At 71.7% G+C, this 25,630-nt stretch carries 24 protein-coding genes and 2 tRNA genes; 20 read left to right on the forward strand and 6 right to left on the reverse strand.

Annotated features, from left to right (window positions below; genetic code table 11):
- The first annotated feature begins 4 nt into the window (after positions 1-4).
- The 4 genes from ADK67_RS46180 to ADK67_RS51940 all read left to right on the forward strand — a co-directional run bounded on the left by ADK67_RS46180 (position 5) and on the right by ADK67_RS51940 (position 3,853).
- Positions 5-1,330: a helix-turn-helix domain-containing protein gene (locus ADK67_RS46180; RefSeq protein ID WP_053722957.1), complete on the forward strand. Its 1,326-nt coding sequence runs from the start codon at positions 5-7 to the stop codon at positions 1,328-1,330.
- A gap of 223 nt (positions 1,331-1,553) precedes the next feature.
- Positions 1,554-1,703, forward strand: a complete 150-nt coding sequence (locus ADK67_RS51935; protein ID WP_157621617.1) for a hypothetical protein — start codon at positions 1,554-1,556, stop codon at positions 1,701-1,703.
- 63 nt (positions 1,704-1,766) lie between these two features.
- Positions 1,767-2,258, forward strand: a complete 492-nt coding sequence (locus ADK67_RS46185; protein WP_231648696.1) for a PH domain-containing protein — start codon at positions 1,767-1,769, stop codon at positions 2,256-2,258.
- Positions 2,255-3,853, forward strand: a complete 1,599-nt coding sequence (locus ADK67_RS51940; protein ID WP_053722959.1) for a PH domain-containing protein — start codon at positions 2,255-2,257, stop codon at positions 3,851-3,853. The genes ADK67_RS46185 and ADK67_RS51940 overlap by 4 nt, the downstream gene beginning before the upstream one ends.
- Here the strand turns inward: ADK67_RS51940 and ADK67_RS46195 are convergent.
- Positions 3,842-4,816: a GlxA family transcriptional regulator gene (locus tag ADK67_RS46195; protein WP_231648697.1), complete on the reverse strand. Its 975-nt coding sequence runs from the start codon at positions 4,814-4,816 to the stop codon at positions 3,842-3,844. The genes ADK67_RS51940 and ADK67_RS46195 overlap by 12 nt on opposite strands.
- 71 nt (positions 4,817-4,887) lie before the next feature.
- Between ADK67_RS46195 and ADK67_RS46200 the strand changes: the two genes are divergently transcribed.
- Positions 4,888-6,183 (forward strand): MFS transporter, encoded by a 1,296-nt coding sequence (locus ADK67_RS46200; RefSeq protein ID WP_053722960.1) that lies wholly within the window; start codon positions 4,888-4,890, stop codon positions 6,181-6,183.
- Here ADK67_RS46200 and ADK67_RS46205 read toward each other — a convergent pair.
- Positions 6,115-7,653, reverse strand: a complete 1,539-nt coding sequence (locus ADK67_RS46205; RefSeq protein ID WP_053722961.1) for a helicase HerA-like domain-containing protein — start codon at positions 7,651-7,653, stop codon at positions 6,115-6,117. The genes ADK67_RS46200 and ADK67_RS46205 overlap by 69 nt on opposite strands.
- An 83-nt stretch (positions 7,654-7,736) precedes the next feature.
- Here ADK67_RS46205 and orn point away from each other — a divergent pair, with 83 nt between their 5' ends.
- The 5 genes from orn (at position 7,737) to ADK67_RS46230 (ending at position 11,274) form a co-directional block, all read left to right on the forward strand.
- Positions 7,737-8,348 (forward strand): oligoribonuclease, encoded by a 612-nt coding sequence (orn, locus tag ADK67_RS46210; protein ID WP_053722962.1) that lies wholly within the window; start codon positions 7,737-7,739, stop codon positions 8,346-8,348.
- Between the two features lie 62 nt (positions 8,349-8,410).
- Positions 8,411-8,486 (forward strand) — tRNA-His (locus ADK67_RS46215).
- Positions 8,487-8,543: 57 nt separating this feature from the next.
- Complete coding sequence (locus ADK67_RS46220) at positions 8,544-10,175, forward strand: ABC-F family ATP-binding cassette domain-containing protein (RefSeq protein ID WP_053722963.1); 1,632 nt, start codon at positions 8,544-8,546, stop codon at positions 10,173-10,175.
- Positions 10,176-10,232: 57 nt separating this feature from the next.
- Positions 10,233-10,694 (forward strand): helix-turn-helix domain-containing protein, encoded by a 462-nt coding sequence (locus ADK67_RS46225; protein ID WP_082404854.1) that lies wholly within the window; start codon positions 10,233-10,235, stop codon positions 10,692-10,694.
- Between the two features lie 10 nt (positions 10,695-10,704).
- Positions 10,705-11,274 (forward strand): PIN domain-containing protein, encoded by a 570-nt coding sequence (locus tag ADK67_RS46230; protein WP_053722965.1) that lies wholly within the window; start codon positions 10,705-10,707, stop codon positions 11,272-11,274.
- 68 nt (positions 11,275-11,342) lie between these two features.
- On the opposite strand, the gene ADK67_RS46235 is transcribed toward ADK67_RS46230, so the two are convergent.
- Positions 11,343-12,545: a L,D-transpeptidase gene (locus ADK67_RS46235; RefSeq protein WP_053722966.1), complete on the reverse strand. Its 1,203-nt coding sequence runs from the start codon at positions 12,543-12,545 to the stop codon at positions 11,343-11,345.
- A 234-nt stretch (positions 12,546-12,779) separates the two neighbouring features.
- Between ADK67_RS46235 and ADK67_RS46240 the strand changes: the two genes are divergently transcribed.
- Both ADK67_RS46240 and ADK67_RS46245 read left to right on the forward strand, forming a co-directional pair.
- A tRNA-Lys gene (locus ADK67_RS46240) sits at positions 12,780-12,852 on the forward strand.
- A 217-nt stretch (positions 12,853-13,069) separates the two neighbouring features.
- Positions 13,070-15,175 carry an NB-ARC domain-containing protein gene (locus ADK67_RS46245; RefSeq protein WP_053722967.1) on the forward strand — a complete coding sequence of 702 codons (2,106 nt, stop codon included), beginning with the start codon at positions 13,070-13,072 and terminating at the stop codon, positions 15,173-15,175.
- On the opposite strand, the gene ADK67_RS46250 is transcribed toward ADK67_RS46245, so the two are convergent.
- Both ADK67_RS46250 and ADK67_RS46255 read right to left on the reverse strand, forming a co-directional pair.
- The gene (locus ADK67_RS46250) at positions 15,131-15,415 is read right to left on the reverse strand and encodes a hypothetical protein (protein WP_053722968.1); all 285 of its coding nucleotides are present in this window, start codon (positions 15,413-15,415) and stop codon (positions 15,131-15,133) included. The genes ADK67_RS46245 and ADK67_RS46250 overlap by 45 nt on opposite strands.
- Entirely contained in the window at positions 15,405-16,613 is a 1,209-nt protein-coding gene (locus ADK67_RS46255) for a hypothetical protein (RefSeq protein WP_053722969.1), read from the reverse strand. The genes ADK67_RS46250 and ADK67_RS46255 overlap by 11 nt, the downstream gene beginning before the upstream one ends.
- Positions 16,614-16,810: 197 nt before the next feature.
- Between ADK67_RS46255 and ADK67_RS46260 the strand changes: the two genes are divergently transcribed.
- On the forward strand, positions 16,811-19,780 hold the full coding sequence (locus ADK67_RS46260; protein ID WP_197289931.1) for an AfsR/SARP family transcriptional regulator: 2,970 nt from the start codon (positions 16,811-16,813) through the stop codon (positions 19,778-19,780).
- A gap of 138 nt (positions 19,781-19,918) precedes the next feature.
- Positions 19,919-20,047 (forward strand): hypothetical protein, encoded by a 129-nt coding sequence (locus tag ADK67_RS54970; RefSeq protein WP_269436183.1) that lies wholly within the window; start codon positions 19,919-19,921, stop codon positions 20,045-20,047.
- A 40-nt stretch (positions 20,048-20,087) separates the two neighbouring features.
- On the opposite strand, the gene ADK67_RS46265 is transcribed toward ADK67_RS54970, so the two are convergent.
- Complete coding sequence (locus ADK67_RS46265; RefSeq protein WP_053722971.1) at positions 20,088-20,759, reverse strand: hypothetical protein; 672 nt, start codon at positions 20,757-20,759, stop codon at positions 20,088-20,090.
- 90 nt (positions 20,760-20,849) lie between these two features.
- Here ADK67_RS46265 and ADK67_RS46270 point away from each other — a divergent pair, with 90 nt between their 5' ends.
- From ADK67_RS46270 to ADK67_RS46295, 6 genes are all read left to right on the forward strand, one after another.
- Positions 20,850-21,965: a DUF2786 domain-containing protein gene (locus ADK67_RS46270; protein ID WP_053722972.1), complete on the forward strand. Its 1,116-nt coding sequence runs from the start codon at positions 20,850-20,852 to the stop codon at positions 21,963-21,965.
- Between the two features lie 48 nt (positions 21,966-22,013).
- Positions 22,014-22,730, forward strand: a complete 717-nt coding sequence (locus ADK67_RS46275; RefSeq protein ID WP_053722973.1) for a hypothetical protein — start codon at positions 22,014-22,016, stop codon at positions 22,728-22,730.
- A 64-nt stretch (positions 22,731-22,794) separates the two neighbouring features.
- The gene (locus ADK67_RS46280) at positions 22,795-23,238 is read left to right on the forward strand and encodes a very short patch repair endonuclease (protein WP_053722974.1); all 444 of its coding nucleotides are present in this window, start codon (positions 22,795-22,797) and stop codon (positions 23,236-23,238) included.
- A 14-nt stretch (positions 23,239-23,252) separates the two neighbouring features.
- Entirely contained in the window at positions 23,253-24,341 is a 1,089-nt protein-coding gene (locus ADK67_RS46285; RefSeq protein WP_053723007.1) for a DNA cytosine methyltransferase, read from the forward strand.
- Between the two features lie 61 nt (positions 24,342-24,402).
- A complete protein-coding gene (locus ADK67_RS46290) occupies positions 24,403-24,933 on the forward strand; it encodes a hypothetical protein (RefSeq protein ID WP_053722975.1) in 531 nt (176 codons plus the stop codon).
- A 39-nt stretch (positions 24,934-24,972) separates the two neighbouring features.
- Positions 24,973-25,242, forward strand: a complete 270-nt coding sequence (locus ADK67_RS46295; protein ID WP_053722976.1) for a GlsB/YeaQ/YmgE family stress response membrane protein — start codon at positions 24,973-24,975, stop codon at positions 25,240-25,242.
- Positions 25,243-25,630: the final 388 nt, after the last annotated feature.

A 25,630-nucleotide genomic window follows, 5' to 3' on the forward strand; every position in this document is an offset into this window, starting at 1 on the left:
ACACATGACGATTCCCGTCCAGCGAGCGGCGGATCCGCGCGAGGCCGCGGTGTCCAACCTGCGCGAGGCGCGGATGGCGTTGGACGAGGGCCGCCCCGGTGACGCGCTGGAGTCCGCCGAGAAGGCGGTCGCCGCGTTCTCGTGGCTGGACGACGCCGAAGGCGTGGCGCACAGCGTGCTGGCCCAGTCCGTGGCGCTCGGCAAGCGCGGGCTGCTGCCCGGCGCGCTGGACACCATCGACCGGGTGCAGGCGATCGCGGTCGCCAACCGGCACGTCGGGCTCCAGGCGTGGTGCACCTTCTCGCAGGCCGTGGTCGAGCTGCGGCTCGACTCGCGGGAGCGGTCGCTGCACTCGTTGGCCCGCGCCCTCGGCCTGGCCGAGCTGACCAAGGACGTCGAGCTGATCGGCTCGATCCTGTTCGAGCAGGCCAACGTGCTGCGCACGCAGTACCACGAGCACTGCATGGTGCGCACGGCGGCGAGCCGGTGCAGCCCCGACGGTGAGCCGTGCACGCGCAAGCTGCGGCGCGCGGAGGCGCTGTGCGCGCAGGCCCGGGACCGCTGGAAGCACCTCGACCAGCCGTTGCGGATGGCCCGGCTGAACCTGCTGCTCACGCACGTGCGGCTGGACCTCGGCGACGTGGAACGGGCGCTGCGCTCGTGCCAGCGGGCCGACCGGCTGCTGGCCGGGCAGGACCGGCCCGTGCTGCGGGCCGAGCTGCTGATGGCGCGGGCCCGGATCAGCGGCGCGCGTGAGCGCCACGACGACCAGGTGCGGCTGCTCACGCGTGCCGCGGAGCTGGCGATGGGCGTGCTGGCGCGGGAAGTCGCGGTGCGGGCGCACGGCGCGCTGAGCGTGGCCCACGAGCGGGCCGGGAAGCTGGACTCGGCGTTGCGACACGCCCGGTCTCAATTGGAGCAGTACCGGCTCTGGGAGCTGCAGGAAGGCCGCGACCTGCTGCGGATGCGGGAGCACGACCTGTCCGCCCGGCTGGTCGACCAGCTGGCCGAGCGGACGTTCGGGCTGCGCCGGGAGAACCGGGCCGCGCCGGACCCGCTGCGCAGCTCGGCCACCGCGGAGCAGGACAACCGGCGGATCGCGCGGGCGCTGCGGTCCGGGTTGACCAAGCGCGGCATCGAGGTGCTGCGGCGCGTCGCGGCCGGTGAGAGCACCGCGGACATCGCGGCCGAGCTGTCGTTGTCGCCGAAGACCGTGCAGAACCACCTCCAGCGCATCTACCGGACGATCGGCGTGCGCGACCGTGCGGGCGCGGCGGTCTGGTGGGTGGACCTGGACGAGGAGGCCCGGGCACGACCTGTGCTGGACTGAGTCACTTCCGGGTTTCCGGCTCGTTACCCGTAATGGTGGGATGTCCCCGACGATCGGGGCCACCGCTCCGGGGGTATTGCCTAGCGGGCAGGGACAGAAGTGGGTGATGACCGTGCCGACCCCTCTGTGCCATGCTCCGCTTGGACGCTTCCGGGCGTTACCCGCGGATCTGGTCCGGCTCCCCCCTGCCGACAAAGCCGCTACGAACGAACGGAGTTCGACGATGGTTGTGCACTCCCTGCACAAGATCATGGCTGCGCTCGCCATCTGCGCCGGTCTCGCGGTCGTCGTCGGTGTGCCCGCCGCCGTGGCCGTCCAGGGCGAGAGCGCCACGGCCAGGGTGTTCCAGGCGCCCTACGCACCGCAGCCGTAACCGATCGGCCCCGAGGCCGGGTTCGCGCGCACGTGAGCTCGGCCTTGAGGCACAGTGGACGGCGTGAGCAACGAAGTGTTGCGCCTGCGTGCGCCGCGGCACCAGGTGAGCCGCAAGTCGATCACCCTCTGGACCCTGCACGCGCTGATCGGCTGGGCGGTGCTGCTGGCGCCGCAACTGGTCGTGCTGATCTTCTCCGCGTCGCCGTGGCAGGTGACCGCCGCGATCGCGACCCTCGTGCTCGGCACCGCGCACACGCTGGTCATGCCGCGCTGGCGGTACCGGGTGCACCGCTGGGAGGCCACCCCGGACGCGGTGTACACGCTGGCCGGCTGGCTCAACCAGGAGTGGCGCATCGCGCCGGTCTCGCGCATCCAGACCGTGGACACCAAGCGCGGCCCCCTGCAACAGCTCCTCGGGCTGTCCACGGTGACCGTGACCACCGCCTCGGCGGCCGGCCCCGTGCTCATCGAGGGCCTCGACCACGACGACGCGGTGCGGCTGGCCGACGAGCTGACCACCACCACCCAGGCCACGCCGGGTGATGCCACGTGACCACGGACCTGCCCGCCGCGCCCGAGTACGCCGAGCCGGTGGTGGACTGGCACCGGCTGGACGTGCGGATGCTCATCGTCCGCCCGCTGAACGAGCTGATCGGCCTGGTGCCGCTGTTCGTCGGCCTGCTCGTGCTGGGCCGGGGCGAGACGTGGCGGATCCTGGTCAGCGCGGGCGTGATCGCGGCGATCGTGCTGTTCGGCCTGCTGCGCTGGATCACCACCCGGTACCGGATCACCACCGAGCAGGTCGAGATGCACACCGGTCTGCTCGTGCGCAAGCGCCTGGCGGTGCCGCGTGACCGGATCCGCACGGTCGACCTGACCGCGAAGCTCGGGCACCGGCTGTTCGGGCTGTCCGCGATCCGGGTCGGCACCGGGCAGCGCGACCAGCCCGGCGAGGACGGCCTGACGTTGGACGCGGTGTCGTCGGCGGAGGCGGAACGGCTGCGCGTGCTGCTGCTCACCATCGCCAAGGCGGAAGCCCCCGCGGTGGCCGACGAGGGTCGGGCGGGCGTCGTGTTGTCCGAATGGGACAACCGGTGGCTGCGGTACGCGCCGTTGACGCTGTCCGGGCTGGTGGCCGCGGGCGCGTTGTTCGGGTTCGTGATGAACTTCGCGCGGGAGCTGGACATCGAGGTGTTCGAGCCGATGAGCGAGGCCGCGCGCTGGGTCGTGGCACAGCCGCTCGGGCTGACCGTCGCGGTGTTCGCGGGCGTCGTGCTGCTGGTGGCGACGCTCGGCTCGGTGCTGGTGTACGTGGTGCAGTTCTGGGGTTATCGGCTGACGCGTGAGCCGGACGACACGGTCCGCGTGCGCCGCGGCCTGCTCACCACGCGTTCGGTTTCCGTTGCCGAGCAACGACTTCGAGGCGTCGAGCTGGTCGAACCGCTGCTGCTGCGCGCCGGGCGGGGCGCGCACGCCAAGACCGTGACGACCGGCCTGGGCCGCAAGGGCGAGAGCAACCTGCTGCTGCCGCCCGCCCCGGTCGCGGAGGCGCACCGGGTGTCCGCGGAAGTGCTGCGGCAGCCGGACGTCGTCGATCGGGTCGCCGTCGACCGGACAACCGCCGACGACTGGGCAACCCCCGGTAGCGTGGGCGACCGGACGGCCGACGGTGGAGCCGATCAGGTCGTGGAGTCGCCGACGCGGACGCCGTTGCGGCGGCACCCGGTGGCCGCGCTGCGCCGCCGGATGGTGCGCGCCGTCGTGCCGCTGCTGGTGCTCGCGGCGGGCCTGGCGTGGTTCGCGCCCAGCTGGACGTGGCAGGTCGTGCTGGCGCTGGTGCCGTTCTCCGCCGCCCTCGGCTGGGACCGCTACCGCTCGCTCGGCCACGCGCTGACCGACCGCCACCTGCTCGCGCGGGCGGGTTCGGCGGTCCGTGAAACCGTTGCGCTGCAACGCACCGGCATCATCGGCTGGCGCATCTCCCGCTCGTTCTTCCAACGCCGCGCGGGCCTGGTCACGATCACCGCCACCACCGCGGCGGGCAACGGCGCGTACCACGTGATCGACGTGGCCGAGGCCGACGGCCTGGCGCTGGCCGACGCGGCGGTGCCGGACCTGCTGCGGCCGTTCCTGGAGCTACCCGACTGAGCGGAACGTGGTCCGGTACACGCTGGGCGCCACGCCGAGCGTCGCGCTCATCTGCTGCCGCAGCGCCGCGCCCGTGCCGAAGCCCGCGTGCCGGGCCACCTGGTCGATGGCCAGGTCCGTGGTCTCCAGCAGGTGCCGCGCCCGTTCGACGCGCTGCTGCGTGATCCACTTGCCCGGGCTCACCCCGGTCTCCTCGCGGAACCGCCGGGTGAACGTGCGGACGCTCATCCGGACGTGCGCGGCCAGCGCCCGCAGGTCCAGCGGCTCGTGCAGGTGTTCCGCGGCCCACGCGCGGGCAGGCGCGGTGGACGTGTCGGTCCGGTCCGGGATCGGGCGGACGATGAACTGGGACTGCCCGCCCGGACGCCACGGCGGCACGACGCACCGGCGTGCGGCCATGTTCGCCACCCCGCTGCCGTGGTCGTGCCGCACGAGGTGCAGGCACAGGTCGACGCCCGCGGCGACGCCCGCCGAGGTCAGCACGTCGCCCTCGTCCACGAACAGCACGTCCGGGTCGAGGTCGACGTCCGGGAACAGGCGGCGGAAGTTGTCCGCGTGCGCCCAGTGCGTGGTCGCCTTGCGCCCGTCCAGCAGACCGGCCGCGGCCAGCACGAACGCGCCGGTGCAGATCGACATCACCCGCGCGCCCCGCTCCGCCGCCGCGAGCAGCGCGTCGCGCACCGGCTCGTCCAGCGTGCCGTCCGCCAGCACCCGCGCGCCGTAGCTCACGCCGGCCACGATCACCGTGTCCGCCTCCGCCAGCAGCTCCAAGCCGTGGTCGGGGGTGATGGTGAACCCGGCCGCGCTGCGCACCGGACGGCCGCCGGGCGTGCAGATCCGCACCCGGTAGTACCGCCGGTCGTGCTCGTCGCGGGCGGCGTTGAAGACCTGCGTCGGCGTGCCCAGGTCGAACGTCACCACTTCGTCCAGCGCGAGCACGGCGACCAGGTGACGGCTGTCCATGGCCCGATTCTTGCACATGATGGCCATCGAGCCACTTCTCGGAACCGGGTGGAATCGATGAGGCTTGCGAAGTGATCCGCAGCAGGCAGAACTGGGCATGGGTGGTCGCCGGCGTCGCTTTCATCGCGCTCGTCGGCGCCGCGGCGTTCCGGGCCACCCCGGGTGCGTTGATCGGACCGCTGCAACGCGAGTTCGGCTGGTCCACCACCACGATCGGCTTCGCCGTGTCGGTGAACCTGATGCTGTTCGGGCTGACCGCGCCGTTCGCCGCCGCCCTGATGGAACGCCTCGGCGTGCGCAAGGTCGTGGCCTCGGCGTTGACGCTGGTCGCGGTGGGCAGCGGGTTGACCGTCTTCATGACCGCGGCCTGGCAGCTGGTGCTGTTCTGGGGCGTGCTGGTGGGCCTCGGCACCGGTTCGATGGCGCTGGCGTTCGTGGCGACCATCACCGGCCGCTGGTTCGTCAAGCACCGCGGTCTGGTCACCGGCATCCTGGCCGCGGGCGGTGCGACGGGGCAGCTGGTGTTCCTGCCGGTGGTGGCGGCGCTGGCGGAGTCGTCCGGGTGGCGCAGCGCGTCGATCGTGGTGTCGGTGGCGGCCCTCGCGGTGGTGCCGCTGGTGCTGCTGTTCATCCGCGACCACCCCGCCGACCTGGGCATCCCGCCCTACGGCGGCGACGAGGTCGTGCCCGTGCCGCCGTCGACGGGCGGTGCGGCCCGCCGTGCCATCGGCGCCCTGACGAGCGCCGCGCGCACCGGACCGTTCTGGTTCCTGGCGGCGGGCTTCGCGATCTGCGGCGCGACCACGAACGGCCTGGTCGGCACCCACTTCATCCCGGCCGCGCACGACCACGGCATGCCGACCACGACGGCCGCGGGCCTGCTCGCCCTGGTGGGGATCTTCGACATCGTCGGCACGGTCCTGTCGGGCTGGCTCACCGACCGCGTCGACCCGCGGATCCTGCTCGCCGTGTACTACGTGCTGCGCGGCGCGTCGCTGCTCGTCCTGCCGCAGCTGTTCCACGACTCGGTGCACCCGTCGATGCTCGTGTTCATCATCTTCTACGGCCTGGACTGGGTCGCCACCGTCCCGCCGACCGTGGCGCTGTGCCGCCAGGTGTTCGGCCTGTCCGCCCCGGTGGTCTTCGGCTGGATCTTCGCCTCGCACCAGGTCGGCGCCGCGATCGCCGCCACGGCCGCCGGCCTCACCCGCGACCACTTCGGCGACTACGCGCCTGCCTGGTACGTCGCGGGCGCGCTCAGCATCGGCGCCGCGTTCCTGTCGATGAAGGTCAAGCGCTCACCGGCGCTTGCGGGAGGTGCCGAAGAGCCCACGGGTGATCTCGCGACCCAGCGTGCTCGCGGCTGACCGGAGGAACGACTTCACCGCCGAGTTGCCGAGCACCTGCGACACCACGCCCGGCTCCTCGCGCTCGGCACGGCGTTCGGGCTCAGCCGGTGGCGCCTCCACCCGTTCCGCGGACGCGGCGGGCTCCGGGGGCGCCACCTTGGCCGTCAGCTTCTCGTACGCCGACTCGCGGTCCACCGTCTCGGCGTACTTGCCGTGCAGCTCGGACGCCTCCGCAGCCTGCAAGATCGCCGCCGCCCCGATCGTGTCCATCAACGACCGCGGCGCGCGCAGCCTCGTCCACGCGACCGGCGTCGGCGCGCCCTTCTCGCTCAGCACGGTGACGACCGCCTCGCCGATCCCCAACGACGTCAACGCCTCGTCCAGCTCGTAGTGCGGCGTCGTCGGGTACGTCTTCACCGCCTTCGCCAACGCCGCCTGGTCCTCCGGCGTGAACGCCCGCAACGCGTGCTGCACCCGTGCGCCCAACTGCGACAGCACGGCGTTCGGCACGTCGGTCGGGAGCTGCGTGCAGAAGAACACGCCCACGCCCTTGGACCGGATCAGCTTCACCGTCTGGGTGATCCGCTCCAGGAACGCCTTGGACGCGTCGGCGAACAGCAGGTGCGCCTCGTCGAAGAAGAACACCAGCTTCGGCTGGTCCAGGTCGCCCTCCTCGGGCAGCACCTCGAACAGCTCCGCCAGCAGCCACATCAGGAACGTCGAGAACAACGCCGGCCTGGCCTGCAACTCCGCCAGCTCCAGCAGCGACACCACGCCGCGACCGTCGACCACCCGCATCAGGTCGCGCGGGTCCAGCTCCGGCTCGCCGAAGAACGTGTCGCCGCCCTGCGCCTCCAGGTTCACCAGCGACCGCAGGATCACCCCCGCCGTGGCCGACGACACACCGCCCAGGCCCTTCAGGTCCGCCTTGCCCTCGTCGGACGTGAGGTGCGTGATCACCGACCGCAGGTCCTTGACGTCCAGCAGCGGCAGGCCGCGCGAGTCGGCCCAGTGGAAGATCAGCCCGAGCGTGGACTCCTGCGTGTCGTTGAGCCCGAGCACCTTCGACAGCAGGATCGGCCCGAAGCTCGTCACGGTCGCCCGCACGGGCACGGCGGCGCCACCCGTGCCCAGCGACAGGAACTGCACCGGACACGCCTGCGGCTGCCAGTCGTCACCCGTCTCGGCGGCCCGTGCGGTGACCCGCTCGCCGCCCTCACCCGGTCGTGACAAACCGGACAGGTCGCCCTTCACGTCCGCCATCACCACCGGCACGCCCGCCGCCGACAGCTGCTCGGCCATCAGCTGCAACGTCTTCGTCTTGCCGGTGCCGGTGGCGCCCGCGACCAGGCCGTGCCGGTTCAGGGTGGCCAGCGGCAGCCGCACGTGCGCGGTGGCCTCCACCGCGCCGTCCACGAGCACCGAGCCGAGTTCGATGGCAGCACCGGCCGTGGCGTAGCCGGCGGCGATGTCGCTCTGGGCCGTCATTGCCCTGAGCGTAATGAGATTGGTAGGGGCCGCCACCCGAAGCGACGCGGGACCGGCGGCACGGGGCGACTAGGCTCGCGCGGGTGATGGATCGCTTGGTGTGGATCGACTGCGAGATGACAGGCCTCGACCTGGGCAAGGACGCCTTGATCGAGATCGCGGCGCTGGTGACCGACGCGGAGCTGAACGTGCTCGGCGAAGGTGTCGACGTGGTGATCCACGCCGACGACACCGCGCTCGACTCGATGCCGGACGTCGTCATGCAGATGCACGCCAAGTCGGGGCTCACCGAGGAGGTGCGGCGGTCGACCGTGACGCTCGCCGACGCCGAGGCCCAGGTGCTGGCGTACATCAAGGAGTGGGTGCCGGACCCGCGCACCGCTCCCCTGGCGGGCAACTCGATCGCCACCGACCGCGGGTTCATCGCCCGTGACATGCCCGAGCTCGACGCCCACCTGCACTACCGCATGGTCGACGTGTCGTCGATCAAGGAGCTGTGCCGGCGCTGGTACCCGCGCATCTACTACGCGCAGCCGGGCAAGGGCCTGGCCCACCGCGCGCTGGCCGACATCAAGGAGTCGATCCGCGAGCTGGCGTACTACCGGCGGACGGCGTTCGTGCCGCAGCCGGGGCCGTCGTCGGAGCAGGCGCAGGCCGTAGCCGCCGAACTGCTGGCCGCCGACGGCCTGAAATAGGGTCGATTTCAGACCCGGCGGTGGGGCACTGTATGCTTCACGCGCCGGGTCAGCCGGTCTTGGTGGGTGTAGCTCAGCTGGCAGAGCACTGGGTTGTGATCCCAGGTGTCGCGGGTTCAAGTCCCGTCACTCACCCCAAGCGGAACGCCCCTCGACGCCCTGTCGAGGGGCGTCTTCTTTTGCCGTGGAGTTGTCATGAGCGCCACACTCGTCGCGAAGGACCTGGCCGCCGGGCACGGCGACCGCGTGCTGTTCGAAGGTCTGGACCTGGTCGTCGCACCCGGTGACGTGATCGGGCTGGTCGGCGCCAACGGCGCGGGCAAGTCGACGTTGCTCAGGACGCTCGCGGGCCTGCTGCCCGCCGAGCGGGGTGTGATCCGCCTCTCTCCCGTGACCGCGACCGTCGGCCACCTGCCGCAGGAGCCGGACCGCCGTCCGGGCGAGACCGTGGGCGAGTTCCTGGCCCGCCGCACGGGCGTGGCGGCGGCTCAGGTCGAGCTGGACCGGGCGACCGAGGCGTTGTCGTCCGGTTCGGGTGACGACGGCTACTCCGACGCGTTGGAGCGGTGGCTCGCGCTGGGCGGCGCGGACCTGGACGAACGGTCCCGGGAGGTGGCGGCCGACCTGGGGCTCGACGTCTCGCTCGACCTGCCGATGACGGCCCTCTCAGGCGGCCAGGCGGCCCGCGCGAGCATGGCGTCGTTGCTGCTGAGCAGGTACGACGTGTTCCTGCTCGACGAGCCGACCAACGACCTCGACCTGGACGGCCTGGCCCGGCTGGAGCGGTTCGTGACGGGGCTGCGGGCGGGCGTCGTGGTCGTGTCGCACGACCGCGAGTTCCTCGCCCGCACGGTCACGCGGGTCGTGGAGCTGGACCTGGCGCAGCAGCAGGTGCGGTCCTACGGCGGCGGCTACGAGGCGTACCTGGAGGAACGGGAGATCGCCCGCAGGCACGCGCGTGAGGACTACGAGGAGTACGCGTCCACGCGGGCGTCGCTGGAGGAGCGCGCTCGGGCGCAACGGGCGTGGATGGAGAAGGGCGTGAAGAACGCCCGCCGCAAGGCGCCCGACAACGACAAGGTGGGGCGCAAGTTCCGCACCGAGGCGACCGAGAAGCAGGCGTCGAAGGCACGGCAGACCGAGCGCCTGATCGAGCGGCTGGACACGGTCGAGGAGCCGCGCAAGGAGTGGGAGCTGCGGATGGAGATCGCCGCCGCGCCCCGGTCCGGGTCGGTGGTGTCGGTGCTGCGGGCGGCGGTGGTGACGCGGGGGTCGTTCACGCTGGGGCCGGTGGACCTGCAGGTGGACTGGGCGGACCGGATCGCCATCACCGGGGCGAACGGCTCGGGCAAGTCGACGTTGCTGGCGGCGCTGCTCGGTCGCGTCCCGCTGACCTCGGGTTCGGCGTCCCTCGGCTCGGGCGTGGTGGTCGGCGAGATCGACCAGGCGCGGGGCCTGTTCCTGGGCGACGAGCCGCTGCTGGACGCGTTCGGCGCCGCCGTGCCCGACGTGCCGCCCGCCGAGGTGCGCACGTTGCTGGCGAAGTTCGGGCTGAAGGCGGCGCACGTGCTGCGGACGGCGGCGTCGCTCTCCCCCGGTGAGCGCACGCGTGCCGCGCTGGCCCTGCTCCAGGCCCGCGGCGTGAACCTGCTCGTGCTGGACGAGCCGACGAACCACCTCGACCTGCCCGCGATCGAACAGCTGGAGTCGGCCCTGGAGTCCTACTCGGGCACGCTGCTGCTGGTCACCCACGACCGCCGGATGCTGGACGCGGTGCGCACGACCCGCCGCCTGGTGGTGGCGGCGGGTCGCGTCACCGACTTGTAGCTGGCGGTTGCAGATACTGCAGATACGCGTTACCTTCGATTCGCAGAGGGGGTAGCGATGTCCGCGGTCGAACCGCTCTTCGAACTTGAACGCCCCGACGAGGTGACCCGACAGGCATCCTCGCGACTCGAACATGCGATGACGGGCGCGCGCTTCGCCCGTGCCGTGCTCGTGGTCGACGGCCAAGAGGTCGAAGTCCCGAAGGCGCTGGTACAAGTCCTGCTACACGCCGTGCACCAGCAGGCCGCCGGGCGCCGGGTCCGCGTGGTGGCGCCCGACGCGGACGAGGAGCTGACGCCGAACCAGGCCGCGAAGTACTTGGGCATCTCCCGACCGCTCTTGGTCAAGTTGCTCGATGACGGGACCATCCCGGCGCGGAACCTGCCGGGAAGTCGTCATCGACGCGTCTCGGTCGCCGCACTGGAGTCCTACCTCGACCGCAAGGTCGACCGACGTGCCCGACTGTCCGCGGCGATCAACGAGATCGCCGAAGCAGGCCTTTACGATCGACAGGACTGACCGATCTTCGGTGACCATCACCCGCGTCTTCGCCGACACCAACACCTTGTACCCGTTCTACGTTTGCGACCTGCTGTTGCACTGCGCCGAAGAAGACCTGTTCCGGGTGCTGTGGTCGGAGGACCTGCTGGCGGAACTCGTCGAAGTGGTGCCCCGGTCAGGGCGCAAGAGCAGGCAGGCCGTAGCAGGGCTGTGCGCGGCGATCCGGGAGGTCTTCCCTGACGACGAGGTGCCCCGGCGCGACTACGAGCACCTCATCGCCTCCATGCCGGGAAGCGATCCCGACGACTGGGCGCATTCCGCCGCCGCCCTCGCGGGCAAGGCCGACATCCTGCTCACCCGTGACACCAAAGGCTTCCCCAAAGCGGCGCTGGGTCGGCGCGGCCTGCGTGTGACCACAGCGGATCAGTTCATGTGCGAGCAGTTCGGGGCGTTCCCCGAGGATCTCGTTCGAGTGGTCCGCAACCAAGTGGCCGACCTGACGAGATCCCGTCTGACTGCCGATGAACTGCTCGATCGCCTGAGCCACCCGACTGGCGTGCCCCGTTTCGCCGCCCGAGTACGTCGCCGGTTGAAGTAGTGCTGGACGCGGTGCGCACGACCCGCCGCCTGGTGGTGGCGGCGGGTCGCGTCACCGACCTCTGAGGCCTAGCGGTTGCCCTTGATCCACTGCTCCCACGGGATCTGCCAGTCGCCGAAGCCGTCCCACGACTCCAGCACCGGGCCGCCGGAGTTGGTGACCACCACGATGTCGCCCTGCTTGGAGTTGTCGAACACCCACTTGGCGTTCTCGGGCGAGAGGTTCAGGCAGCCGTGGCTGACGTTGCGGTGGCCCTGGTCGCCGATGGACCACGGCGCGCTGTGGAAGAAGATGCCGGAGTTGGACATCCGGTAGGCCCAGTCGACCGGCGTGACGTAGCCGCCCGCCTCCAGGGAGAGGCCGTAGGTGCGGGAGTCCATCACCATGTGGGCGTGCTTCTCCATGAGCACGTACGTGCCCGTGGGGGTCGGGTTCTGCGCGTCGCCCATGGACGTCGGCATGGTGCGCACGACCTGGCCGTTGACCTTGGTGACGACCTGGTGCGTCTGGCCGTCCGCCTCGTGCACGACGGCGTCGCCGATCGTGGTGTTGATCACGCGGTCCTCTTCGCCGTACACGCCGTTGCCCACGTGCTTGCCGTAGATCTTGGCGTTGATCGTGATCTTGGTGCCGGGCGTCCAGTAGGCCTGCGGGCGCCAGTGCACGGTCTTCTCGTCGAACCAGTAGAAGGCGCCCTCGACGCGCGGCGTCGTGGTGATCGAGATCATCGCCTCGGCGGCGGCCTTGTCGGCGATCGGCTCGTCGAAGTAGAACGCGAGCGGCTGGCCGACGCCGACCGTCGTGCCGTCCTGCGGGTTGACCGAGAGGTAGGTCAGCGTGCGCGGCTTGACGGTGGTGAAGGTCGAGGTCTTGGTGACGGGCTTGCCGTCCGCGCCCTCGCCCGTCACGGCCAGCGTGTAGGTCTTCTGGTAGCCGAGCGGCTCGGTGTTCGTCCACTGCAGACCGTCGGGGCTCACCTGGCCGGCCACGGCCTTGCCCTCGGGGTTGGTCAGCGCGACCGAGGTGATCTTGCCGTCGGTGGCCGTGGCGACGACCGGCACGCCGGGCTGCACGTCGACCGCCGCGTCCGCGGGACCGGTGCTGAGCGACACGGGCTTGGGCGGCGGTGTGGACGAAGTGGTGGTGGTCGAGGCCTCGTCGCCGGCGTCCCCGGTCGCGGCCGAACCGGACGAACAACTTGTGATCAACGTCGCAACGAGCCCCATCGCGACGATCCCCAGCGCTCTGCGCGCCCCCCGCTTGCGGTACATCCCCGTCCTCCGCTTCATCCCCAGAACGCCATGACAGTCCGCAACAGGAGTCTGTCGGCGTCCCCTGACAAGGTGACGCCTGGAGGGTTGACGATGTTGCCCGAGATGCTGGATCGTTACCGAGGTGAAGTTCCCCCTGCACCAGGGCGGCACACCCACCCTGACCAGGCGATTGGGAGCCCGGTCGGACGCTGTGCTAATGTTCTCCGCGTCGGACAGAGCAAGAGAGTCCGAGCGCCGCTAGCTCAACTGGCAGAGCAGCTGACTCTTAATCAGCGGGTTCGGGGTTCGAGTCCCTGGCGGCGCACAACCCAACAATGGGGGCCACCCTTTCGGTGGCCCCCATTGTTGTTTTTCCATTTGCGCCGATGCCACCAACGGCGCCTGCGCCGATCGCCCCAGCCGGCGGCCACCCCCCGGCGGTCCCGCTTGCCCAACCCGGGTGGTTCCGGCCCGCGAACCCGTCCACGCCCGCAAGCCTCCCGTACGGTCGATCCGTTGCCCGGGGGAGGTGACGCACGACGATGGACGACCGGAAGAACGAGTTGTCCGGCTCGGTGCTCGGCGGTGTGGTCCAAGCCGGCGCGGTGCACGGCGGCGTCCACTTCCACGGCATTCCCGCACCGCGAACCGTGCCGCGTCAGTTGCTCGGCGCGCCCGCGCATTTCACGGATCGGGCCGAGGAATTGGCCGAACTCGACTCCATCGCCGCCCAGGGCGGTCGCACGCTGGCGCTGCTGCACGGGCCGGGCGGCGTCGGGAAAACGGCGCTCGCGCTGCACTGGGCGCACCGGAGGGGTGACCGGTTCCGCGACGGCCAGCTCTACGTCGACCTGGCCGGGTTCAGCGGGGGTGACCCGATGCGGCCCGCCGACGCGCTCGGGCTGTTCCTGCGCGGTCTGGGCACGCCGCCGGGTCAGGTGCCCGCCGAGCCGGCCGAGCAAGCCTCGCTCTACCGCTCGCTCACCGCCGACCGCGAACTGCTGGTGCTGCTGGACAACGCCGTGTCGGTCGGCCAGGTGCTGCCGTTGCTGCCCGCCTCGTCGGAGAGCGCCGTCCTCGTCACGAGCCGCAGCAGGCTCGCCGGGCTCGTCGCCGAGGGCGCCCGGCTGGTCGAGGTCGGGCCCCTCGGCGAATCGTCGGCGGTGCGGCTGTTGAGCCACGCCGTGGGCGGCACCCGGATCACCCGGGAGCAGGCGCCGGCACGCGAGCTGGTCGGGATGTGCGGCGGGCTGCCCATCGCGCTGCGCGTGGCGGCGGCACGGCTCGCCGCCAGACCGAGGTGGTCGGTGCGGCGCGTCGTGGCGGAGCTGACCGACGAACGCGACCGGCTCTCGGCGTTGTCACCCGGATCGGAGCTGTCGGTGCGCACCACGTTCGACCTCTCGTACCGGGCGCTGAGACCGGCCGCCGCCGCGCTGTACCGCCGGCTCGCGCAGCACCCCGGGCCCGATTTCGGACCGGAGGTGGCGCACTCGGTGCTGGACGACCCGCCGGAGCGGGCCCTCGACCTGTTGGACGAACTCGTGCAGGACAGCCTGGTCGAGGAGATCGTCGAGGACCGCTACCGCTTCCACGACCTGCTCCTGCTCCACGCCAGGGACCAGGCGGGCCCGGAGGAGAAGGCGGAGGCCCTGCGCCGGGTGCTGGAGTGGTACCTCGCCGCCGCACGGGTCGCGGACCTGGTGATCACCCCGCACCGCAGGCGGTTGGCGTACGAGTTCCGCTCCACGCCACCGGGTCTGCCGCGGCTCGCCGACCGGGAGGCGGCGCTGTCCTGGTTGGAGGCCGAGCGGGCGAACCTGATCGCCGGTGGACGCGCGGCGTTGGACCACGGGTGGCCCGACCTCGCCTGGCAGCTGTCGGACGTGATGTGGCCGCTGCTGCTGCACCACAAGCACTACCGCGACCGGTTGGCGATCAACGAGTGCGGGATCACCGCGGCACGCCGCCTCGGCGACCTCGTCGCCGAGGCGGACATGCTGAAGCGACAAGGACTCGCGCTCACGACCCTCAGCCGGTTCGCCGAAGCCGAGGAGCACCTGGCCGCGTCGGCGGACCGGGCCACCGCCGCCGGTGACCGGCGCGGCGCGGCCGACGCGCGGGAGATGGTGGCGTTGTTGCACCTCGACCAGGACGAGCCCGCCAAGGCGCTGGCCGAACTGCGCGACCTCGTGCGGGTCAACCGGGAGCTCGCGGCGGACCGCAGCCTCGGGCTGGTCCTGATCCACCTCGGCACGACGTTGGCCCGCACCGGGCAGCCGGCGGCCGGGCTGGAGGCACTGGACGAGGCCGTGCGCCTGTTCGACGGCTTGGCGGAGCCGGACCCGTACAACCGGGCACGCGTGACCCTGGCGATGGCGAAGGTCCACCACCACGGCGGTGACGCCACCGCCGCCGACCGCCTCGGTGAGGTCGCGTTGGCGGCGATGCGCGAGCTGGACTCCGACCGCGGCGCGGCCGAAGCCCACGAACTCCTCGCCGAGTCGGCCGCCGAACGGGCCGACGCGGTGCGCGCCGCCGAGCACTGGGGCCACGCGCTGCGGCTGCTGACGAAACTCGGCTCGACCCGGGTGGCGCTGGTGTCAGCGAGGTTGGCGGACGTCGAGCCGCCCACACGGCTCGGGTGAGCGCTCGGCGCGGTGCGGCGGGCACCAGACCGGCAGCCCGTGCCGACGCAGGATCCGCAGGTCGAGTCCCGCCTCGGACCAGGCGCGCAGCGACTCGACGGCCGAGCACCACGCGTCCGCGTCCGACAAGCAGGACGTGCGATGCGCCAGCACGAACTCGAGCACCTCGTCGCCCATCAGCGCGACGATCTGCCCACCGGACGAGACGACGGCGCGCAGCCCTCCGGTCTCAGCGGTCATCCCGGCCTCCTCCGGTGGGCGCGGGAACCGGTGTCGGCGCACGGTGCCGTCCCGGTTCCTCGAGGTCCAGCAACCGGTACATGGCACCACGCAACTCCGCCGCCGACCCGCCCGGCCTGGACGTGAGCCGCTCGCGCATCAGCTCGCCGAGCCCCGGCGCGCCCCGTGCGGCGTCGTCGAACTGCGCGAGCAGCGGCCGGTCGAAGGTGAGGCGCGGCGCGACCCGCTGGAGCAGCTCCTGCGCCGAACCGTCGCTCAGCACCGCGCTGACCGGCGGTTCGGCGAGCACCACCGGCGTGCCGATCGACGCGGCGTAGACACCGGTCGAGCCGTGGTCTGCCACCACCTGGTCGGCGGCCACGACCGCGGCCCGCCAGTCCACTTCCGGCGGCACCACGATCAGGCCGGCGTCGCGGCACTCCGCCAGCCACGCCTGGACCTGGCGCACGCCGTGCGCGAACCAGCCGGCCGGGTGCAGCATCGCCGCCACCCTGAAGTCGTGCGCGGCCAGCTCTTCGAGCAGGCGTGGCAGGAAGTCCTCGAACCGCGCGAACAACGAGTCCAGTCCCCACGTGGACGTGACGACGAGCAGGCGTTGCCCCGGCGTCACGCCCAACGCCTCGCGATAGGCGTCACGCCGGGGCAGGCTGGCCACCATGCGGTCGTAGCAGGGATCACCCGCCACCACCGCGACGTCCAACGCCTGTGGGCACTGGCGGCGCAGCACCTCCCGCTGGTCTTCGTGCGACAGCACGACGGCCGCGGGCAGCACCACGCCGTTGTGCATCAGCCGCTGCGAGTCGAGCCCGTAGACCATCGGCTCGTCGCCGACGGAGACGGACTTGCCGTACCCGGCGCCGTGCGGCATGAGCAGCAACGGCGCGTGCAGCAGGTGCAGGCTGCCGTACGAAGCCGCCAACGCCAGGTCGAACCGCTCCCTGGTGGCCTGCTCCCACGACAGCACGACGCCGCGCGTCGACCTCAGGAAGTCGGCCACGCCCGCGCTGAAGGTGTCCGGCGCCTGGCTGAACGTGACCTGCACCCGCGGATCGGACTCCACGAGCTCCACGGCTTCCAGCAGGCGTTGTCCGCTGGTCACCGTGTGCACCACGGCGAGCACCTGTCGGCACCTGCCCCTGGTGACCCACCTGGGCGCGTCGATCCCGACCGGCACCCGCAGCCATTCGGTGTTCGTCATGCGCTTCCCCCTCACGCTCTCTCCCTGGAGCGAGCGTGGCGGGCCGGTTTGCCGGTGGACTTGCAGTTCGCTTGCAGCGCCGATCGCACTGCTCTGCTCACCAAGTCGGAGCAACCTTTATGAGGCTGCTGCGGAATGATCGGCGCCGCTTCACACTGTATTTTCCGGACATACCGTGCCAGCGAGAGGCGGCGTCGGTGGAGTTCAAGATCCTCGGCAGGACGCGATTACACATCGGCGAGAATGACGTCAAGTTCGAATCGGCGAAGCAGCGAGGTCTCCTCGCATTGTTGTTGTTCTACGCCCGGAAACCGGTGTCGACCGACCTCATCGGCCGGACGCTGTGGCGCGACGTCGCGTCACCGGACCTGCCGACGAAACTCCAGCCGCAGCTCAGCAAGCTGCGCAAGATACTCAAGGACGCCGGGTTCGACGGCGCGATCCACCGGGACGGCAACGCGTACCGAATCGACGTCGACCCACGGCTGGTCGATTACCACCGGTTCCGCAAATTGGCGGAGAAAGGGCGGGCCGCGGCGGCGCAGGACGACCACAGGTTGGCCAAGGCATTGTTGGGCGAAGCGCTCGAACTGTGGCGCGGCGAGCCGTTGCAGGACTTGGCCGGACCGTGGGCCGACCACATCCGCGACCAGTTGGAGCTGTTCGACCGGTTGATCGCGCAGCAGGCGCTGCTGGACAGCCGGCTGCAACTCGGCGAGTACGCGGAAGTGGTCGGCACGGCGCTCAGGCTGACCGAAGCGCACGACACGGACGAGACTTGCGCGAGGCTCTACCTGCAATCCCTGTACGGGTTGGGCAAGTACTCGCACGCGCTCGAGTTCCACGAGCGGTTCAGCGACCACCTCATGGACAGCAACGGCGTCGAGCCGGGCCCCGAACTGCGCGTCGTCTACCGGGCCATCCTGCGCAAGCAGGCGCACACCGGCGACGCGGAGCCGGACCCGCGCAAGTCGCCGCGCAGGCACCTGTTCCGCGCGCTCAAGAGCTTCGCGGGCCGTGCCGACCTGCTGGACCGGCTCGACGCCATCCTCGACGGCAGCGACGGCGGTCAGGTCGTGGCGCTGCACGGCATGCCCGGCGTCGGCAAGACGCGACTCGCGACCGAGTGGGCGCACCGGCGCGTCGACCGCTTCCCGGACGGCGCGTTCGCCCTGGACCTCCAGGGGATCGGTCCCGGCGCGCCGCTGGCCGCCGACGACGCGGCGGGCATCCTGCTGACCAAGTTGGGCGAGGGTCCGGTGCCCGCGTCCGGCGCGGAACGCCGGGCCCGGCTCCAGCACGCCGTCGACGGCCGCCGCCTGCTCGTGCTGCTGGACAACGCAGGCGACAGCGGGCACGTCCGACCGATCCTCGACGCCATGCCGTCGTGCTTCGTGCTCATCACCAGCCGCACCCGGCCGTTCGGCCTGCCGGTGCACGACGACGCGCACGTGATCCTCGTGCCGCCGCTCTCGCCCGCGGAGGCGACCGCCGTGCTGCGGGCGGTGATCGGGTCGTCCCGGGCAGCCGAGGACCCGCGCGCCGTCCGGGAGTTGGTCCGCCGCTCCGCCGGTCTGCCCCTGGCGTTGCGGATCATCGCCCAGCACGTGGACCACCGGCCGGAGACCGCGCTCGCCGACCTCGTCGAGGAGTTCCGGCGCGACGAAGGTCTCGGGGTGCTCGGCTCGTCCGAGGACAGCGACGACGAGCACGGCAGCCTCCTGGCGGCGTTCTCCTGGTCCTACCGCAGCCTCCCCGTGGAGACCGCGCGCGTCTTCCGCCTGCTCGGCCTGCACCCGACCACCGAGTTCAGCGCCGAGGCCACCAGCGCCCTGCTCGGCGAGCCCGAGACCACCGCCGACCGGCACCTGCGCACGCTGACCAAGGTCAACCTCCTCCAGCACGGCACGGCGCACCGGTTCCGCCTGCACGACCTCCTGCACGAGCACGCCTACGACCTCGTGCAGCGGGAGGAGTCGGCGGCGCAACGGGCACGGGCCAGGACCGGGCTGCTCAACCACTACCTCGGCGCGACGATCGCCGCCTGTCGGCGGCTCAATCCCGACCGCTCCCCCGTCCCCGCGCTCGATGACGTGCCGGTGACCGAGCGGTTCGACCACGACCGCGACGCCCTGGACTGGTTCGTGCGCGAGCGGGCGAACCTGGTCGCCGCAGTCCTCGACGCCGGCCGGCACGGCTTCCCGGAGCACACCTGGCGCCTGTCGGCCAACCTGCACGAGGTGTTCGACCGGCTCGGGTACCACGAGGACCTCCTGCGCTCGCAGCACGCGGCGGTCGAGGCCGTGCGCACCCTCCGCGACCGGGCCGCCCTCGGCGGCACCCTGAGCAACACCGCGACCGTCCACTTCAGACTCCGCCAGTACGACACGGCGATCCGGCTCAGCGAGGAGGCGCTGGCGGTGATCCGCGAGGTCGGGCAACCGGAACTGGAGGCGATCACCGTCCACAACCTGGGGAACATGCACTTGGAGCGCGGGGACATCGGTCGCGCGACGGCGCTCTTCGACGAGGCGCTGGCGCTGGCCCGGGATCTCGGGCTGGCGAGCCTGGAGGCGGCGACGTTGGAGCAGTTGGGCTTCGCCCGGCACCGCGTCGAACGTGAGGTCGAGGCCTTCGCGCACTACGAGGCCGCGCTCGCGGTCTGGAACGCCGTCAACAGCCGGCACGGCCGGGCCACCGTGCTCGTGAAGATGCAGGCCTGCCTGCACGCCCAGGGCAAGCACGCGCAGGCGCTGGAGCTCTTCGACGCCGCTTTCGAAGCGAACCAGGACAGCGGCGACCGGCCACGCATGGTCGAGGCGCTGGCGACCGCGGCCGAGGCACACCTGGCGTTGAACGACTTCGACGCGGTGATCGCCGCGGCCGAACGCGCGGAGGAACTGCCCGCCGCCGGCGCGTCCCGCGAGCTGGCGAGAGCCCTCCACGCCGCCGGCCACGCGCACGTGGCCATCGGAGACCACGAAGGCGCGCACCGGCGGTGGACCCGGGCCGCGGAGCTCTGCGACGCCGGGAGCACCGAGGCCGTCACCGTGCTGGACCACCTGCGGGACCTGCGCGCGTTGAAGGGAGCCATTCCCGATCCACGCGCCCACGACGAGCGGTTCCGGACGACTTGCCGCATGACGACCCGCGACGGGACACGCTAGGTTCATCACACCGGGTGGCTCGCCACCCGGTCGGGTCGACTTGGTACGACAGCAAGTAGTCCCAGGTTGCGGCGGCGCAACGGGGTCAGCCCACCCCCGGCGGTCCCGAGGTTTCCAGGCGATCTAGAATTCGGCGGCATGACCGCACGAGTCGTTCTGGCTCTCGCAGCACTCGGGTTCGCCATGACGGCCCTGGTGAGCACCCCTCTCCCGACGTTCTTCGCAGTCGCGACCGACCTGGTGGGTTGGATCACGATCATCCACTAGCGCGTCCAGTCCCTCGACCAGTGGTCAACCCCGCCGGGCGCTAGCCGAACGCGAGGGCGATGCGCCTGCGCGCCAGCAGCCGGGTCCGCTGCACGTCCTGGTCGACCACCGCGTCCGCGTTGCGGTCGAGGCGGTTGTACGACTTGGCCAGCAGCCAGTGGGCGGCCTCGGCTCCTATCGGGGTCAGCGGGCCCTGGTCGGCCAGGCGGGTGCGGGCCGTGGTGACGTCCCTGGTGACGAACGCCGTGCGCACTTCGCCGCCGGTCAGCTCGTCGATCAGGAACACCATGGCGTGCTCGGCCTCGGCGAACGTGTACGTGCAGATCAGGGCCAGGTAGCCGGCGTCGATCGAACGGTCGCAGATCCAGGCGCCGCCGACCGTCAGGGCGGGGCCCGCGGGGGTGACGGCGCTCGCCGCCCACTCGCGCGGGCGGCCGGTGAGCACGGCGGCCAGGACGCGCAGCAGGGCGTGGTTGCGCCGGCTGGGCAGCGAGACGGCGTGTTCGATCAGGCCCGCCCAGAACTCCTCGTCCGGGCCGAGGTCGGCGACCGCGCTGCTGACCGTCAGCTCCGCGTCCAGCGGGTCGAGGAGTTGCGGCAGGGCGCGGCAGCGGTGGACGACCTGTCGTTGCGCCGTGGTCAGTGGCGTCCCCTGTGGACGGTTCACCACCACGATCGGCCGCCGCTTCGGGTACTGCGTCTTCCGGCTCACCGCGCGAGGCTGGCACGTCGGGGCACGTGGGAGGCCGCAACGCGCACCGGCTGCGGCGACACCACACCCGAAAGGGGACAATCGGCAGTCGTGGACTCCCTGCGCGAGGCGTTGTGGCGGGCCGCAGCGAACCGCCGGGCCAGGCTGCCGCGCACCTCCTCCCTCCCACCGGCCGAAGTGGACGACGCGGTCCAGGCGGTGCTGAGGCGTGCCTTCGAGCACCTCTGGGAGCACGGCTGGCTGCCCTACGACGTGTACGAGGTCGTGCGGCGCAACGAGGACGAACGCGTGCTGTCGTTCCTGGTCGACTCGCTGGCGTTGGAGGCGTCCCGCTACCCGGCGTTGCACCCGCGCTGGCGGGAGCAGCTGGAGGAGATCGGGGCGACGGTGTGGTGGGACACGTCCCAGCCGCACGTCGACCAGTGGGCGAGCAGGCACATCGAGCTGCGCGACGACGCCGTGGCCGCCGCGGTGGCGGTGCTGGCGGTGCTGGTCACGTTGCCGGGTCTGCCGGTGATCGTGCCGAAGCCGGGCACGCCGCTGGCCGCGATCGACCACCACCACGTGGACCCGAAGATCCTCAACCGGGTGCGCGGGCTGCTGGCCAAGGCGGAGTCGACCGCGTTCCCGGACGAGGCCGAGGCGCTGTCGGCGAAGGCGCAGGAGCTGGTGACGCGGTACGCGTTGGAGCGGATGCCCTTGGAGGCGCCGACGACGACGTCACGCCGGTTGTGGCTGGACAAGCGGTACTTCGACGGCAAGGCGCAGGTCGTGCACGTGGTCGCGGAGGCGAACCGGTGCCGTGCCGTGGTGTACGACCTGGGGTTCGTGGCGTTGGTCGGCGAGGAGCTGGACCTCGAGATCGTGGAGCTGCTGTCGGCGTCGTTGCTGGTCCAGGCGACGCGGGCGATGATCGCGGCGGGTGACAAGGCGCGCAAGGGCGACGAGGCGCGCTCGGTGGCGTTCCGCAAGTCGTTCCTGCTGTCCTACGCGCACCGGATCGGGGAACGGCTGCGGACCGCGAACGAGGTGCCCGCCGACGACGACCGGCTGCTGCCCGTGCTGGCCGAGCGCAAGAAGGCGGTGGAGGAGTACTTCGGCGCGATGTTCAGCCGGACCGTCGCCAAGACGACGCCGGTGCGCAGCGCCGCGGGTTGGGACGCGGGCCGGACGGCGGCGGACCGCGCCAACCTGTCGATCACCTGACCTGCGGTTTCCTCGGAACTGTCGGTGGTCGTCCGTACTCTCCGCGTCATGACCACCGCGATGGAAGTGCGCCGGCTGTTCAACGTGACGCAGGAGACCCGGTTCCACTTCAACCACTGGTACAGCAGGCGCAAGCACGTCGTGGCGCACGTGATGGCGCACGAGTCGGTCGCCGTCCACCGGATCACCGCCGACGAGGTCGAGGCCGCGTGCCGGAGCGCGCCGCGGCCGGGTCCGACCGACGTGCCGGAGATCCGGGACTGGCGGCCCGACTTCGCGTTCACGCACGTGGCGCACCACGTGGTCGAGGCGCTGGGCCGATTACCCGGCTGGCCGGAGTTCCGGGAGTTCTGCGAGGCCGACGAGCAGGCGCGGGGGATGTTGTGGACGCCTGCTCGTGAGGTGATCGCCGAGGTGGGGCCGGAGGGGCGTGCCGCGCTGCGCAACCGCGTGGTGTCCGACTTCCTGGGGTTCCTGCGTGACGTGTACGTGCTCGCGGTGCTGCGCGGGCACGGGCTGGACGTGCGCGTGCACCCGTTGGCGGACACCGTGTTCAAGGTGGACGCGTGGGTGGAGCGGCTGATCCTGAACCCGCGCGGCGGTGGGCAGCGGTCGGCGGACTTGCTGGTGCACGCGATGCCGCCGTTCTTCTTCACGGACTTGGGGGTGACGGAGTTCACGCAGGTGGGCCCGGCCTTGCTGCCGTCACGCGGACAGCTGGACCGTGCGGCGCGGAGGCTGCGGGACGTGCTGCACCCGGAATGAGGACGGTTGCGGGCAACGCTGTGCCCTGGACTCTCGCCGTGGCGAGCGTCAACGAACCATGCGCATGAGCCATCATGACGGGGTGCCGAACCTGGAGACGACGGACGACGTCCGCGCCCGGATGAGCAAGCAGCGGTCCCGTGACACGGGCATCGAGGTGGCGTTGCGCCGCGAGCTGCACCGGCTGGGGCTGCGCTACCGGGTGCACCAGCGGCCCGTGCGGGCGGTCCGGCGGGAGGCGGACGTGGTGTTCGGGCCGGCCAAGGTGGCGGTGTTCGTGGACGGCTGCTTCTGGCACGGCTGCCCGGAGCACGGCACGTGGCCCAAGCGCAACGGCGAGTTCTGGCGGACCAAGATCGAGACGAACCAGGCGCGTGACGCGAACACCGACCAGGTGCTGGCGGAGGCGGGGTGGGTCGCGGTTCGCGTGTGGGAGCACGAGGACCCGGCCGACGCGGCGAGTCGGGTGCGGAGCACGGTCCTGCGGCGGCGCGGTCGGCTAGCCTGAGCCTCGTGCTGTCCATGATCGACCTGTTCGCCGGCTGTGGCGGCATGACCTCCGGGTTCGCCGCGGCGGGCGGCTACCGGCCGGTCATGGCGGTCGAGTGGGACCTGCACGCGGCGGCGACGTACGCGGCGAACTTCGGCGAGGACCACATCCGCTGGTCCGACATCGCGGCCGTGCCGGACAGCGCGATCCCCGAGGTCGACGTGATCGTGGGCGGTCCGCCGTGCCAGGGGTTCTCGAACCTGGGCTCGAAGGACGTCGACGACCCGCGCAACTCGCTGTGGCGCGAGTACCTGCGGTTCGTGCGGAAGGCCCGGCCGAAGGTGTTCGTGATCGAGAACGTCGACCGGTTCCTGGCGTCGACCGAGTTCGCGTTGCTTCAGGCCGAGACCGAGGGCTACGAGCTGAGCTTCGGCATCCTGCTGGCGGCGGATTTCGGTGTGCCACAGCGGCGTCGGCGGACGATCGTGATCGGCTCGCGGATCGGGCCGATCCCGCTGCCGGTCGCGACGCACCCGCGTGGGCACTGGCACACGGTGGGCGACGTGCTGCGCGGCCTGCCGGAGCGGCCGGCGACGACCGCGTTGCCGAACTCGGCGGTGGAGTTCTTCGGTCGGGAGCTGCCCGGGCCGTTCAAGAGCCCGGACCTGCACATCGGCCGCAACCCCACGCCGTTGTCGCTGGAGCGGTACCGGCACATCCCGCCGGGCGGCGGTCGGTTCGACCTGCCGACGGAGCTGTTGCCGCGGTGCTGGCGGGAGAAGAAGACCGGCACGACGGACGTGATGGGCCGGCTGCGGTGGGACGAGCCGTCGGTGACCATCCGCACGGAGTTCTACAAGCCGGAGAAGGGCCGCTACCTGCACCCGCAGTGGGAACCGGGCGAGGACGGCCACCGGGTCGACCGCCCGATCACGCACCTGGAGGCGGCCCGGCTCCAGTCGTTCCCGGACACGTTCGAGTGGTGCGGGTCGAAGATCGAGGTGGCCAGGCAGATCGGCAACGCCGTGCCGCCGTCGCTGGCCAGGGCCATCGCCGAACACCTCAAGCCGTACCTGACGGGCGCCGAGCCGACCGCGCCGACCTGCCCACTCTGCTCCTGACCCGGCCGGTCTCCGACGCGCGGACCCGGAATTGTCGGACCCCTCCGCTAACGTCATCACCATGACGACAACCACGTATGAGAACGCGGTCCGGATCGGCTCCACGACCTACCAGGTGGTGGCCACCGCCGACCCTGACCTGTCCGTCGACCTGGCCGGCGTGGACGGCTCGGGCGTCCTGGTGGCCGAAGGCACGATCCGCCTGCCCGCCGACGCCGGCGCGAAGATCGGCAAGCTGCTGGCGCAGGTGCTGGAGGCGTTGGGGAGGCTGAGCACGCCGTCCACGCTCGCGGCCCGCGACCGCCCGGCCAACGCCAACCAACCGTGGACGCAGGCGCTGGACGACGGCCTGCGCGCCGACTGGCTGGCCGCCACCACCGACACCCCGACCGCCGACCTGATCCGGTCGATCGCCAAGCGGCTGGAGCGCTCACCCACCTCGATCAGGTCACGGCTGGCCAAGGTGGGCTGCGACCCGGACGTGCCCGGCCGAACGTTGTCCGACGAGGGCGCGCAGGTGTTCCGGGTTCAGGGTCGGGATCAGGGGCGGGTCAGGGGCAAACCCGATTCGGGAGGGGAGGGCGTCGAGTGATGCTCGTGGTGGACGCGTAGGGCGAGGAAAGGACCTCTCGTGGAGATCACCGGGCTCATCTCGGCGCTGGTCATCGGCGTGATCGTCGGTGGCCTGGGACGGCTGGTCGTGCCGGGCAGGCAGAAGATCTCGATGGTGATGACGCTCGTGGTCGGTATCGCGGCGGCCTTGGTGGGCACGTTCGCGGCGTCGATCATCGGCGTCTCGAACACCTCCGGCATCGACTGGATAGAACTGGCCCTCCAGGTCGGCCTGGCCGCCGTCGGCGTCGGCGCCCTGGCCCGCAAGAGGTCCCGCCAACCCCAGTAACCGCCCACCGACCGCGGGCAGGCCGCCCGGTCCGACCCCGTCCGGCCTGCCACGGCGGCGAGCACTGGCTTGGCACCCGCGCCGGGACGACGGGTCGGGAGGCTCGGTGCCGGGATCGGGCGGCGGCGCTGGCGGCTGGCTACTGAGTGCTGGGTGGTGGCTGCCAAGTGCCGGGTGGGCGGCTCGGTGCCGGAGGTTGGCTGCCGGGTGCCAGAACGGACGGCTGAACGCCGGGATCAGGTGGCTGGCCGGGCGGGCGGGGCCGAAGGCAGGCGGGGCAGCCCGGCTGGGCCAGGTGACTCGACTGGTCGGGTGACCGGGCCGGGCCGGGTGGCTGGCTGCCGGAGTGGGCGACCGGGCTGGTGGCTTGGTGGGGGCGGGTTGGGGG

This window comes from Saccharothrix sp. NRRL B-16348 (assembly GCF_001280085.1).
Classification (GTDB): domain Bacteria; phylum Actinomycetota; class Actinomycetes; order Mycobacteriales; family Pseudonocardiaceae; genus Actinosynnema.